This is a genomic window from Pseudomonas akapageensis (genome assembly GCF_011355085.1).
Classification (GTDB): Bacteria; Pseudomonadota; Gammaproteobacteria; order Pseudomonadales; family Pseudomonadaceae; genus Aquipseudomonas; species Aquipseudomonas akapageensis.
This window is the reverse complement of the sequence record NZ_VXCP01000056.1, coordinates 48,689-61,873: the sequence shown is the minus strand read 5'-3', so window position 1 is coordinate 61,873 and position 13,185 is coordinate 48,689. Positions and strand designations below refer to the sequence as shown.

13 protein-coding genes are annotated in these 13,185 nt (G+C 61.5%); 10 read left to right on the top strand and 3 right to left on the bottom strand.

Going from position 1 to position 13,185, the window contains the following annotated elements; translation table 11 throughout:
• The first annotated feature begins 124 nt into the window (after positions 1 to 124).
• Entirely contained in the window at positions 125 to 1,531 is a 1,407-nt protein-coding gene (locus F2S13_RS27050; protein WP_166366726.1) for an MATE family efflux transporter, read from the top strand.
• Here the strand turns inward: F2S13_RS27050 and tusA are convergent.
• Positions 1,528 to 1,761: a sulfurtransferase TusA gene (tusA, locus tag F2S13_RS27045; RefSeq protein ID WP_166366826.1), complete on the bottom strand. Its 234-nt coding sequence runs from the start codon at positions 1,759 to 1,761 to the stop codon at positions 1,528 to 1,530. The genes F2S13_RS27050 and tusA overlap by 4 nt on opposite strands.
• 191 nt (positions 1,762 to 1,952) lie before the next feature.
• Positions 1,953 to 3,017, bottom strand: a complete 1,065-nt coding sequence (gene rlmM / locus F2S13_RS27040; RefSeq protein WP_166366724.1) for a 23S rRNA (cytidine(2498)-2'-O)-methyltransferase RlmM — start codon at positions 3,015 to 3,017, stop codon at positions 1,953 to 1,955.
• Between the two features lie 217 nt (positions 3,018 to 3,234).
• Here rlmM and acnA point away from each other — a divergent pair, with 217 nt between their 5' ends.
• Both acnA and F2S13_RS27030 read left to right on the top strand, forming a co-directional pair.
• Positions 3,235 to 5,976 carry an aconitate hydratase AcnA gene (gene acnA, locus F2S13_RS27035; RefSeq protein ID WP_166366722.1) on the top strand — a complete coding sequence of 914 codons (2,742 nt, stop codon included), beginning with the start codon at positions 3,235 to 3,237 and terminating at the stop codon, positions 5,974 to 5,976.
• 103 nt (positions 5,977 to 6,079) lie between these two features.
• Entirely contained in the window at positions 6,080 to 7,645 is a 1,566-nt protein-coding gene (locus F2S13_RS27030) for a methyl-accepting chemotaxis protein (RefSeq protein WP_166366720.1), read from the top strand.
• A 146-nt stretch (positions 7,646 to 7,791) separates the two neighbouring features.
• Here F2S13_RS27030 and F2S13_RS27025 read toward each other — a convergent pair whose 3' ends face one another.
• A complete protein-coding gene (locus tag F2S13_RS27025; RefSeq protein WP_166366718.1) occupies positions 7,792 to 8,481 on the bottom strand; it encodes an alpha/beta family hydrolase in 690 nt (229 codons plus the stop codon).
• 52 nt (positions 8,482 to 8,533) lie between these two features.
• On the opposite strand from F2S13_RS27025, the gene F2S13_RS27020 reads away from it, so the two are divergent.
• The 7 genes from F2S13_RS27020 (at position 8,534) to F2S13_RS26990 (ending at position 13,172) form a co-directional block, all read left to right on the top strand.
• Positions 8,534 to 8,707 (top strand): hypothetical protein, encoded by a 174-nt coding sequence (locus F2S13_RS27020; RefSeq protein WP_166366716.1) that lies wholly within the window; start codon positions 8,534 to 8,536, stop codon positions 8,705 to 8,707.
• Positions 8,708 to 9,135: 428 nt separating this feature from the next.
• Positions 9,136 to 10,578 (top strand): cytochrome-c oxidase, cbb3-type subunit I, encoded by a 1,443-nt coding sequence (gene ccoN, locus F2S13_RS27015; RefSeq protein WP_166366714.1) that lies wholly within the window; start codon positions 9,136 to 9,138, stop codon positions 10,576 to 10,578.
• Positions 10,578 to 11,186 carry a cytochrome-c oxidase, cbb3-type subunit II gene (ccoO, locus tag F2S13_RS27010; RefSeq protein ID WP_166366712.1) on the top strand — a complete coding sequence of 203 codons (609 nt, stop codon included), beginning with the start codon at positions 10,578 to 10,580 and terminating at the stop codon, positions 11,184 to 11,186. The genes ccoN and ccoO overlap by 1 nt, the downstream gene beginning before the upstream one ends.
• Positions 11,187 to 11,191: 5 nt before the next feature.
• The gene (locus F2S13_RS27005; protein ID WP_166366710.1) at positions 11,192 to 11,395 is read left to right on the top strand and encodes a cbb3-type cytochrome oxidase subunit 3; all 204 of its coding nucleotides are present in this window, start codon (positions 11,192 to 11,194) and stop codon (positions 11,393 to 11,395) included.
• On the top strand, positions 11,392 to 12,363 hold the full coding sequence (gene ccoP, locus F2S13_RS27000) for a cytochrome-c oxidase, cbb3-type subunit III (protein WP_166366708.1): 972 nt from the start codon (positions 11,392 to 11,394) through the stop codon (positions 12,361 to 12,363). Before F2S13_RS27005 ends, ccoP begins: the two co-directional genes overlap by 4 nt.
• Positions 12,364 to 12,510: 147 nt before the next feature.
• The gene (locus F2S13_RS26995) at positions 12,511 to 12,762 is read left to right on the top strand and encodes a type II toxin-antitoxin system Phd/YefM family antitoxin (protein WP_166366706.1); all 252 of its coding nucleotides are present in this window, start codon (positions 12,511 to 12,513) and stop codon (positions 12,760 to 12,762) included.
• Positions 12,762 to 13,172, top strand: a complete 411-nt coding sequence (locus tag F2S13_RS26990) for a type II toxin-antitoxin system VapC family toxin (protein ID WP_166366704.1) — start codon at positions 12,762 to 12,764, stop codon at positions 13,170 to 13,172. The genes F2S13_RS26995 and F2S13_RS26990 overlap by 1 nt, the downstream gene beginning before the upstream one ends.
• The last annotated feature ends 13 nt before the right edge of the window (positions 13,173 to 13,185 follow it).

Genomic DNA, 13,185 nt, shown 5'->3' with positions numbered 1-13,185 from the left:
GGGCAGGCTTGATCCAGCAGCGTCGCACGCATCGGTAACATCCATTGACAGCAACGTTTCCTGACTCCTGCGTCAAGGCGTAGACTCTGCGGTTTTCCGCGCCTTTTTTGTGGATGCCCCGTTTGTGAATTCCGTACCTGCCAACACTGCCGACACCCCCGTGACTCGCCCTGCTCGCGTACGCGCCGAGCTACGCAGCCTGCTCACGCTGGCCACGCCCATCATCATTGCGCAACTGGCGACCACTGCCATGGGCTTTGTCGATGCGGTCATGGCCGGTCGCGTCGGCCCGCGCGACTTGGCCGCCGTGGCGCTGGGCAACTCCATCTGGGTGCCGGTGTTCCTGCTGATGACCGGCACGCTGCTGGCCACCACGCCCAAGGTCGCCCAGCGCTTCGGCGCAGGCGAACACGCCGAGATCGGCCCACTGGTGCGCCAGGCGCTGTGGCTGGCGATCACGGTCGGGATCGGGGCCAGCGTCCTGTTGTTCAATGCCGAACCGATCCTGCATCTGATGAAAGTCGACCCGCAGTTGATCGAACCCTGCATGGGCTATCTGCGCGGCATCGCCTGCGGTCTGCCGTCGGTGGCGCTGTATCACGTACTGCGCTGCTGCAGCGACGGCCTGGGCCGGACCCGACCCAGCATGGTGCTGGGCTTGTGCGGCCTGTTGCTCAATATTCCGCTGAACTATGTGTTCATTTATGGGCACTTCGGCATGCCGGCACTGGGTGGCGTCGGCTGCGGCTGGGCCACGGCCATTGTCATGTGGGTGATGTGCCTGGGCATGGCCGGCTGGGTGAGCTGGGCACCGGCCTATCGCAGCAGCCAGGTGTTCGGGCGCTTCGACTGGCCGCAATGGGCGGCGATCAAACGGTTGCTGGGCATTGGCTTGCCAATCGGCATCGCCGTGTTCGCCGAATCGAGCATTTTCTGCGTCATCGCCCTGTTGATCGGTAGCCTGGGGGCCACGGTGGTCGCCGGTCACCAGATCGCCCTGAACATCAGCTCACTGGTGTTCATGATCCCCTATTCGCTGGGCATGGCAGTGACCGTGCGGGTCGGCCAGGCCCTGGGCCGCAACGAGCCACGCCAGGCGCGTTTCGCCGCCGGCGTCGGCATGGCCACGGCGCTGGGCTACGCCTGCCTCTCGGCGAGCCTGATGTTGCTGGCACGCGAACACATCGCCACGATCTATACCGCCGATACGGCAGTGATCCGGATTGCTTCGATGCTGATTGTCTATTCGGCGCTTTTCCAGTTCTCCGACGCCATCCAGGTGACGGCCGCCGGCGCCTTGCGCGGGTACCAGGACACTCGGGTGACCATGGTCCTGACCCTGTTCGCCTACTGGGGCATCGGCCTGCCGGTGGGCTACGCCCTGGGCCTGACCGACTGGTTCAACGCCGCCAGCGGCCCGAGCGGCCTGTGGCAGGGATTGATTGTCGGCTTGAGCTGCGCGGCCCTGATGCTTTCGGTCCGCCTGGCACGCAGTGCGCGCAAGCGGATTGTTCAGGGCGGGCGCGCTTAATCGGCTTTTTTGCGGATCCAGTACAGGTAGGTGCCGGCATCTTCCTGCTGTTCGACCAGGTCATGACCGAGGAACACGCAGAACTTGGGGATATCGCGACGGGTCGACGGATCGGTGGCGATCACCTTGAGCAGGCCACCGGCGTGCAGGTCGCGCACGTGCTGGTGCAGCATCATCACAGGTTCAGGGCAATTGAGGCCTGTGGCGTCGAGAACGGCGTCGTGGGTCATGGCTTCGGTTGGATCAGGCATAAAATACTCCAGTAGCTGGCGGGCATTGTCGCGCAATGAGGCGGATTGGTCACCTTGCTCTGTCGGAAACCTCGGTAGTCAGTAATGGCCTCATCGCTGGCAAGCCAGCTCCCACAGGTTTTGTGTGCGTCACAAATTCCCTGTGGGAGCGGGCTTGCCCCGCGATGGCTTCACCGCCGTTTCAGATCCAACCGCCGCAAATGACAAGTCACTTCCTCACGATCGTGATAAAGCTGCTTGCACCCGATCGCCACCTTGATACCGCGCGCCTTGAAGCCCTCTTCGATCCGATCGAGCAACCGCCGCACTTCCGCGTAACGCTGTTTCATCGGCAACTTCAGGTTGACCACCGCCTCGCGGCACAGGCCTTCACCCAGCCAGGTTTCCAGCAAGGCGGCATTGCGCGCCGGTTTTTCGACGATGTCGCACACCATCCAGTCCACCGGCTGCTTGGGCTTGTAGGTGAAACCATCGGCCATCAGATGCTGTACCAGGCCGGTGTCCATCAGGCTCTCGGCCATCGGGCCGTTGTCGATGGCGGTGACCAGCATGCCACGCTTGACCAGTTGGTAGGTCCAGCCGCCGGGCGCAGCGCCCAGGTCGACACCGGTCATGTCGCCATGCAGACGCTCGTCCCATTCATCACGGGGGATAAAGTGGTGCCAGGCCTCTTCCAGTTTCAGCGTCGAACGGCTCGGTGCTTCCCGGGGGAACTTGAGCCGGGGGATACCCATGGGCCACATGGCCGAATTATCGGCTGCGGCCAGGCCCACGAACACTTCGCGCCCGCTTTTGAAGGTCAGCAACAACCGAGGCTTGCTGGCGTCATCCTGCAATTTGCCAGCACCGGTCAGGGCTTTGCGCAGCGGCGCCTCGAACTTGCGACAGAAGTTCGAAAGCTCCTTGCCGTCGTTAGTGTCCATGACTTCCAGCCAGAGGCTGCCACAGGTCGGAAACTGCGCCAGGTGCTCAAGCAGTACACTGATCCGGTCAGTCTCCGGCAACTCGATAAACGCCCCACGGGCCCACTGCCGAGGAAAGATCAGCTGGGAAAAGCGCAACTCGCGCATCAACCGCTCGGGGCCTTCGGCATCGTTGCAGATGAATTCGGCGCAGGCCGTCTGCGGCTTGGCACGGGCGTAGCCGGCGACGTTCAAGCGCGCCGCATGCTCGGCGATTTCGGAACAGACTTCACCTTCGAAGCCGGGCCGGCAATGCATAAACAGGGTATTCATTCACCACTCCTGGGCGGTCGCGGTCAATTGATGACCACGACCCTGGCTCGGCACGCACGGGGCCGAAATCGGCGCATGATAAAGGAAGTTCGCTACCTGGGACATGCTGTCACAGTCCGGTCAATGGCTAGAACCCATAATCAAGGCTAGGTTGATAGTTCTGCCCGTTCCGTCAAGTCCGTACCGTGCGGACCCTCGACGCAAAAGGAGTTTGTTCATGCCTTCGCTCGACAGCCTGAAAACACTCAAGACCCTGCAGGTCGACGACAAGACCTACCACTATTTCAGCCTGACCGACGCTGCCGGCACCCTCGGCGATTTGCAGCGCCTGCCCATGTCGCTGAAAGTCCTGCTGGAAAACCTGCTGCGCTGGGAAGATGGCAAGACCGTCACCGGTGCCGACCTCAAGGCCCTGGCCGAATGGCTGGACAAACGCCGCAGCGACCGCGAGATCCAGTACCGCCCGGCCCGGGTGCTGATGCAGGATTTCACCGGGGTGCCGGCGGTGGTCGACCTGGCCGCCATGCGCGCCGCCATGGCCAATGCCGGCGGCGATCCGCAGCGCATCAACCCGTTATCGCCGGTGGATCTGGTCATCGACCATTCGGTGATGGTCGACAAATACGCCACCCATCAGGCCTTCGCCCAGAACGTCGACATCGAGATGGAGCGCAACGGCGAACGCTACGCCTTCCTGCGCTGGGGCCAGGACGCGTTCCACAATTTCAGGGTCGTGCCACCGGGTACCGGCATCTGTCACCAGGTCAATCTCGAATACCTGGGCCGTACCGTGTGGACAAAAGAAGAGGACGGTCGAACCTACGCCTTTCCCGACACCCTGGTCGGCACCGACTCGCACACCACCATGATCAACGGCCTGGGCGTGCTCGGCTGGGGCGTGGGCGGCATCGAAGCGGAAGCGGCGATGCTCGGGCAGCCGGTGTCGATGCTGATTCCGGAAGTGATCGGCTTCAAGCTGACCGGAAAACTGCGCGAAGGTATCACCGCCACCGACCTGGTGCTGACCGTCACGCAAATGCTGCGCAAGAAGGGTGTGGTCGGCAAATTCGTCGAATTTTATGGGGACGGCCTGGCTGACCTGCCCTTGGCCGACCGCGCCACCATCGCCAACATGGCGCCCGAATACGGCGCGACCTGCGGCTTCTTCCCGGTCGATGACGTGACCCTGGAGTACCTGCAGTTGTCCGGTCGTCCGACCGCGACCGTGAAACTGGTCGAAGCCTACTGCAAGGCGCAGGGACTGTGGCGCCTGTCCGGCCAGGAACCGGTGTTCACCGACACGCTGGCCCTGGACATGGGCGAGGTCGAAGCCAGCCTCGCCGGCCCGAAACGCCCCCAGGACCGCGTCGCCCTGTCGAACGTGCCCCAGGCTTTCAGTGACTTCATCGGTTTGCGCCTCAAGCCGACCAGCAAGGAAGAGGGCCGCCTGGAAAGCGAAGGCGGCGGTGGCGTCGCGGTGGGCAATCCGGACCTTGCCGGTGAAGCCGAATACAGCCACGAGGGCCAGAGCCATTGCCTGCGAGACGGCGCCGTGGTGATCGCCGCCATTACCTCCTGCACCAACACCTCCAATCCCAGCGTCATGATGGCCGCCGGGCTTGTGGCGAAAAAAGCCGTGGAGAAAGGCCTGCAACGCAAACCCTGGGTCAAGAGCTCACTGGCGCCGGGCTCCAAGGTGGTGACGGACTACTACGAGGCCGCGGGGCTGACGCAGTACCTCGACGCGCTGGGTTTCGACCTGGTGGGCTATGGCTGCACCACCTGCATCGGCAACTCCGGCCCCCTGGCCGAACCCATCGAGAAAGCCATTGTGCAGGCCGACCTGACCGTGGCCTCGGTGCTCTCCGGCAACCGCAACTTCGAAGGCCGGGTCCATCCGCTGGTGAAGACCAACTGGCTGGCTTCCCCTCCCCTGGTGGTCGCTTATGCACTGGCCGGCAGTGTGCGCATCGATATCGGCAGTGAACCGCTGGGCCTGGGCAAGGATGGCCGGCCCGTGTTCCTGCGCGATATCTGGCCGAGTCAGAAAGAGATCGCCGACGCCGTGACCAAAGTCGACACGGCCATGTTCCACAAGCAGTACGCCGAAGTCTTTGCCGGTGACGCACAATGGCAAGCGATCGAAGTGCCGCAAGCGGCGACCTATGTCTGGCAGGACGACTCCACCTATATCCAGCATCCACCGTTCTTCGACGATATTGCCGGACCACCGCCTGTGGTCGCCGATATCAAGGGTGCCCGGGTCCTGGCGTTGCTGGGCGACTCGGTGACCACCGACCACATCTCCCCGGCCGGCAACATCAAGGCCGACAGCCCCGCCGGGCAGTACCTGCGCGACAAGGGCGTGGAGCCTCGGGACTTCAACTCCTATGGTTCGCGCCGGGGCAACCATGAAGTGATGATGCGCGGCACCTTCGCCAATATCCGCATCCGCAACGAAATGCTCGCCGGCGAAGAAGGCGGCAACACGCTGTACATCCCCACGGGCGAAAAAATGCCGATCTACGATGCCGCCATGCGCTACCAGGCTGCCGGCACGCCGCTGGTGGTCATCGCCGGGCAGGAATACGGCACCGGCTCCAGCCGTGACTGGGCCGCCAAGGGCACCAACCTGCTGGGGGTCAAGGCGGTGATCGCCGAAAGCTTCGAGCGCATCCACCGTTCCAACCTGGTGGGTATGGGCGTACTGCCCCTGCAGTTCAAGCTCGACCAGAACCGCAAGTCACTGAGCCTCACCGGGCGGGAAACCTTCGACATCCTGGGGCTTGGGACTGCCCCGCTTCAGCCGAGGATGAATCTGACCTTGCAGATCACCCGCGAAAACGGCACGCAGGATAAGGTGGAGGTCCTGTGCCGGATCGATACCCTCAATGAAGTGGAGTACTTCAAGTCAGGCGGCATCCTGCACTATGTGTTGCGCCAATTGATCGCAAAATGAACCCAATCATTTCGTGATGGACTTCAAGGAACGAAAAAAAATACTCAATTAATCCGAAAGGCTGCCGACACCCTGTCCACAGCCTTTATGGATTGAACTGCTCATGCGTAATAACCAGCCGATTACCCAACGCGAACGGACTTTCCCAACACAACAGCGGTTGATCTCGACCACTGATGCCAAGGGGGTGATCACCTACTGCAACGACGCCTTCGTCGAAATCAGTGGGTTCAGTCGCGAAGAGCTGGTGCGCGCACCGCACAACCTGGTCCGCCACCCGGACGTGCCTGCGGCCGTGTTCGCCCACATGTGGAGCACGCTCAAGCAGGGTTTGCCGTGGATGGGCGTGGTCAAGAACCGCTGCAAGAGCGGTGACCATTACTGGGTCAACGCTTATGTGACGCCGATTTTCGAGAACAACCAGGTCGTCGGTTACGAGTCGGTTCGGGTCAAGCCCACGGCCGAACAGATCCGTCGCGCCCAGGACCTCTACCAACGCCTGAACGCCGGCAAGTCGGCAATTCCGGCCAGCGATCGCTGGCTGCCGGTCCTGCAGGACTGGCTGCCCTTCATTCTGGTCAGCCAGGTGGGCTTCCTGATTGGCGCCTGGCTGGATTCGTCCTGGGGCTTTGCCCTGGCCGCCGCGTTGTCGGTACCGCTGGGCCTGGTCGGCTTGAGCTGGCAACAACGCGGGATCAAGCGCCTGTTGTCCCTGGCCGAGCAGACCACCTCGGACCCGTTGATCGCGCAGATGTACACCGACAGCCGTGGCGTCCAGGCCCGGCTGGAAATGGCCATGCTCAGCCAGGATGCCCATTTGCGCACCTGCCTGACCCGCCTGCAGGACACCGCCGAGCACCTGACCGATCAGGCCCGGCAATCCGACACCCTCGCCCACAAGAGCTCTACCGGCCTTGAGCGTCAGCGCGTCGAAACCGAACAAGTGGCCACGGCGGTCAATCAGATGGCCGCGACCACCCAGGAAGTCGCCAGTCATGTGCAGCGCACCGCCGATGCCACTCAGGAAGCCAATCGCCTGACCGGGCGCGGCCGCGACATTGCCGGCGAAACCCGCGAAGCCATTGAGCGCCTGTCGCGCGTGGTCGGCGAGACCGGCCTGACCGTCACCCAACTGGCCCAGGACAGTAACGAGATCGGCGGTGTGGTCGACGTGATCAAGGGCATTGCCGACCAGACCAACCTGCTGGCGCTCAATGCCGCCATCGAGGCGGCCCGTGCCGGTGAAATGGGCCGTGGCTTTGCCGTGGTGGCCGATGAAGTCCGTCAGCTGGCCCAGCGCACCAGCGAATCCACCGGGCAGATCCACGGCCTGATCGCCAAGCTGCAACAGACCGCCAGCAATGCCGTGCAAACCATGGAAGCCGGCCATCGCCAGGCCGAAGAAGGCGTGGCTCGGGTACTGGAAGCGGACCAGGCCTTGATGGGTATCAGCGAAGCGGTGGCCAACATTACCGACATGACGACACAGATCGCCGCTGCGACTGAAGAGCAGACTGCCGTGGCCGAAGAGATCAGCCGCAACATCAGCACCATTGCCCAGTTGGCGGACCAGACGTCTGAACAAGCCCAGAATTCGGCCTTGCTCAGTGAAGAGCTGACGCGTACGGCGGGGACGCAGTATTCGTTGGTGGAGCGGTTTAATCGGTGATTGAGGGCCTTGCCGAGATCCTGTAGCCGCTGCCGCCAGGCTGCGCTCGACCGCGAAGCGGGCGCAGGATTTCGGATTTGATGAAGGTCCTGCGGACCTTGGCGCAGCCTGCGGCAGCGGCTACAGAGTTCGTGCAAGTCCCTGAATCAGCGCAAAAATTGTGCCACCCGCTCCGCCGCCGCCTGCAAATGCTGCTCATGACTGAACCCCGAAGCCTTCAGCGGCTTCAAGTCATGATCCCCCGCCGTCAACCAGCACACCTCGATCGCCTTCGATAGCGCATACCACCCCACCGCCTCCCGATTACCCAAGGCATCGCGCTCGCCCTGCACGATCAACGTCGGCGTCCGCAGGTTCGCCAGATGCTCGACCCGTGGCTTTTCCGGCTTGCCCGCCGCGTAGAACGGATAGCCCAGGCACACCAGGGCATCGGCGCCCAGTTCATCCGCCACCAGGCTCGCCATGCGCCCGCCCATGGACTTGCCGCCAATCGCCAGCTTTCCCGCGACCTGGGGTCGCACCTGCTCATACACCTGGCGCCAGCATTCAAGCAATTTGGCCTGGGGATTGGGCGGGCGCTTGCTGCCGTCCACGCGCCGTTGCGCCATGTAGGGAAACTCGAAGCGCAGCACGCCGACGCCGCAGGCTGCCAACCTGTGGGCCATTTCATTCATGAAGCCGCTGTCCATCGGCGCTCCGGCGCCATGGGCCAGGATCAGGCACGGCGCGATGCGGCGCGGCCCCTGATTCTGCGCAGGATTCCAGCGCCAGCCGTTGTGTTCCACCAACTGCGCCCATTGATCCCCGTCAATACCGGCGTCTTGCCCATTGTTCATGCTTGCCTCGCTTTAAAAAAAGTTTGCTTATAACTAACGGAGGAGGAACCCCATGAACACAATCAGCAGCATTACCGCCAACTATGATTTGCAGTTGCTCGCCACCTGCGTCTGCAACTTGGCCCAGACACCCTCTGACAAGGCGTATCAGCAACAAACTGGAACAATTGCGCGCTTGACCAAACAACACTCACACCCAAGCCGGGCGCGGCAGTTCCGCACCTGATTGCGACCAAGTGTCGCACCCCTCCAATACCCTGCCTTTCCACTCCCGACTTTCGGGACTAAGCTTCTTGCCACAGTGGACCGGCGATAAAAAACACGGCTCCAGTGAACACTGATTCAGGCAACTGTAATGGAATAACCAGCCAAAAGGCTGATAGATACCGGCCCAGATCCGGCCCCTCGATTATTCCTGTATTGCCGGTGCAGTGCTCATGCTGTGCGCCCAGTAACAAATGCCTGGCCATGTTTTATCCGCGAGGGCATTTTGCACAACAGTGCAAATGCGACTTCGAGATGGCTGAAACGGCCGCAGAATCAGCTTCGGGCAGGCTTTGCAGCGGGTATGTCGCGTTGCAATGACTAGTTGCTTTCTCCATACTTGCGACCGATTTTATATCCTAAAAAACACCCAAACCGTGGAACCTTAGAATGAGCACAGCAATCAGTCCGACTGCTTATAACTATAAGGTAGTCCGCCAGTTCGCCATCATGACGGTGGTCTGGGGGATCCTTGGCATGGGGCTCGGTGTCTTCATCGCCTCACAGCTTGTCTGGCCGCAACTTAACTTCGACTTGCCGTGGACGACTTTTGGACGCCTTCGCCCGTTGCACACCAACCTGGTGATTTTCGCCTTCGGTGGTTGTGCTCTGTTTGCCACTTCCTACTATGTCGTGCAGCGTACCTGCCAGACGCGTCTGATTTCCGACAGCCTCGCGGCCTTCACCTTCTGGGGTTGGCAAGCGGTGATCGTCGCTGCGATCGTGACACTGCCGCTGGGCTACACCACGACCAAGGAATATGCCGAACTGGAATGGCCGATCGCCATTTTGCTGGCCATTGTCTGGGTCACCTACGGTGTGGTGTTCTTTGGCACCATCGTCAAGCGCAAGACCAAGCACATCTACGTGGGTAACTGGTTCTACGGTGCCTTCATCGTCGTGACGGCGATGCTGCACATCGTCAACCACATGTCGCTGCCGGTCAGCCTGTTCAAGTCCTACTCGGCCTACTCGGGTGCGACCGACGCGATGATCCAGTGGTGGTATGGCCACAACGCCGTGGGCTTCTTCCTGACCACCGGCTTCCTGGGCATGATGTACTACTTCGTACCCAAGCAGGCCGAGCGTCCGATCTACTCCTATCGCCTGTCGATCGTCCACTTCTGGGCGCTGATCACCCTGTACATCTGGGCCGGCCCGCACCACCTGCACTACACCGCGCTGCCGGACTGGGCTCAGTCGCTGGGCATGGCCATGTCGATCATCCTGCTGGCTCCGAGCTGGGGCGGCATGATCAACGGCATGATGACCCTGTCGGGCGCCTGGCATAAGCTGCGCACCGACCCGATCCTGCGTTTCCTGGTCGTCTCCCTGGCGTTCTACGGCATGTCGACCTTCGAAGGCCCGATGATGGCCATCAAGACCGTCAACTCGCTGTCGCACTACACCGACTGGACCATCGGCCACGTACACGCCGGCGCCCTGGGCTGGGTAGCGATGATCTCGATCGGCGCCATCTACCACATGATCCCGAAACTGTTCGGTCGTCAGCAGATGCACAGCACTGGCCTGATCAACGCGCACTTCTGGCTGGCGACCATCGGTACCGTGCTCTACATCGCTTCGATGTGGGTCAACGGCATCACCCAGGGCCTGATGTGGCGTGCAATCAACGATGACGGCACCCTGACCTACTCCTTCGTCGAAGCGCTGCAGGCCAGCCACCCTGGCTACATCGTCCGTGCCCTGGGCGGCGCGTTCTTCGCCACCGGCATGCTGCTGATGGCGTACAACGTATGGCGTACCGTCCGCGCCTCGAACCCGGCTGAAGCCGAAGCGGCCACCAAGATCGCTGTCGTTGGAGCTCATTGATGAAGCACGAAGCAGTTGAGAAGAATATTGGCCTGCTGGCCTTCTTCATGGTCATCGCCGTCTCCGTCGGCGGACTGACCCAGATCGTCCCGCTGTTCTTCCAGGACGTCACCAACAAGCCGGTCGAAGGCATGAAGCCTCGCTCGGCCCTGGAACTGGAAGGCCGTGACGTGTACATCGCCAACGGCTGTGTCGGCTGCCACTCGCAGATGATCCGTCCGTTCCGCGCTGAAACCGAACGCTACGGCCACTACTCGGTCGCCGGTGAAAGCGTCTGGGACCACCCGTTCCTGTGGGGTTCCAAGCGTACCGGTCCTGACCTGGCCCGCGTCGGTGGACGTTACTCCGATGACTGGCACCGCGCGCACCTGTACAACCCGCGCAACGTCGTGCCCGAGTCGAAGATGCCTGCTTACCCCTTCCTGGTCGAGAACAAGCTCGACGGCAAGGAAACCGCGAAGAAGATGGAAGTCCTGCGCTCCCTGGGCGTTCCCTACACTGACGAAGACATCGCCGGTGCACGTGATGCCGTCAAGGGCAAGACCGAAATGGACGCCGTGGTTGCCTACCTTCAGGGCCTTGGCACCATCATCAAAAGCAAACGGTGATATTGATGGATATCGGGATGATTCGTGGCCTGGGCACCGTCGTCGTGATGGTGGCCTTCATCGGTCTGGCGCTGTGGGTATTCAGCTCACGGCGCAAGTCCGAGTTTGACGAAGCGACCTTGCTGCCTTTCGCGGATGATCCCGAGGCCATCAAGCACGTCGAGCAAGCGCAATCGCAAGCGAGAGCTTCTAGGAGTAACAACGAATGACTACCTTCTGGAGTCTGTATGTCACCGTCCTGAGTCTGGGCACCATTTTTGCCCTGACCTGGCTGCTGCTGTCCACCCGCAAGGGCCAGCGCACCGAAGCCACTGATGAAACAGTCGGCCACTCGTTCGATGGCATCGAGGAATATGACAACCCACTGCCAAAGTGGTGGTTCATGCTGTTCGTCGGCACCATCATCTTCGCCCTCGGCTACCTGGTGCTCTACCCGGGCCTGGGTAACTGGAAAGGCCTGCTGCCGGGCTACACCTACCTGGACAACGACAAGAAGACCGAGTTCGCCAATGGCAAGCCGGGCTGGACTGGCGTGCACGAGTGGGAAAAGGAAATGGCTCGTTCGGACGCCAAGTTCGGTCCGATCTTCGCCAAATTCGCCGCCATGCCGATCGAACAAGTCGCCAAGGACCCACAAGCCCTGAAGATGGGTGGCCGCCTGTTCGCCTCCAACTGCTCGGTTTGCCACGGTTCCGACGCCAAGGGCGCCTATGGCTTCCCGAACCTGACCGACGCCGACTGGCGCTGGGGCGGCGAGCCGGAAACCATCAAGACCACCATCATGGGCGGTCGTCACGCCGTGATGCCGGCCTGGGCCGAAGTGATCGGCGAACAAGGCGTTGCCGATGTGGCCGCCTTCGTCCTGACCAACCTCGACGGTCGCAAACTGCCAGAAGGCGTCAAAGCCGACCCGGCAGCCGGCCAGAAGATCTTCGCCGCCAACTGCGTGGCCTGCCACGGCCCTGAAGGCAAAGGCACCCCGGCCATGGGCGCGCCTAACCTGACCCACCCACAGGCGTTCATCTACGGTTCGAGCTTCGCTCAACTGCAGCAGACCATCCGTTACGGCCGCCAGGGCCAGATGCCTGCCCAGGAACAAATGCAGGGCAACGACAAGGTTCACCTGCTGGCCGCCTACGTCTACAGCCTCTCCCATGGTGAGAAAGCTGCGGAATAAGGCAACAGCCTGAAACAACGAACGGCCCCGCCAATGCATGTTGGCGGGGCCGTTTTGTTTTGGATGAGCGATACTCCTCTACGTACCCGTTGCCCACCCTTCGGCATTGTAGTAACGTAGCTACATATGCTTTCGGAGGGTTACCTCATGATTACTACTGTATCGAGCCGCGAATTCAATCAAGACACAAGCGGCGCCAAGAAAGCCGCACGGCAAGGCCCTGTCTTCATTACCGATCGCGGTCGGCCTGCACATGTGTTGTTGTCCATGGAGGACTATCAGAAATTGACTTGCATGAGCCCCAGCATCGTCGAACTCCTGGTCATGCCGGAATCCGAAGAGATTGAGTTCGAGCCGCAACGCGTTGCGATCACGCCTCGTCCCGTGGACCTGTCCTGATGTTTCTGCTCGACACCAATGTCGTCTCTGAACTACGCAAGTCCAAAGCCGACAAGAACGTCGTGGCCTGGGCAAAAACCGTGGTGCCTTCCAGCCTGTTCATTTCTGCCATTACCTTGCTGGAACTGGAAACCGGTGTGCTGCGCATTGAACGTCGCGACCCCACACAAGGCGCAAGCTTGCGCACATGGCTGCAGAATCATGTGCTCCCTGCGTTCAGCGGTCGAATTCTGGCGATCGACAGCGTCGTCGCCCGGCGTTGCGCACAATTGCACGTGCCTGACCCGCGCAGCGAATGCGATGCATTGATTGCTGCGACTGCACTCGTACATGGGTTGACCATCGTTACCCGAAATGTTGCAGACTTCGAGGCCACCGGAGCTGAACTACTGAACCCATGGGGCCAATGATTCCAGCCCTTCG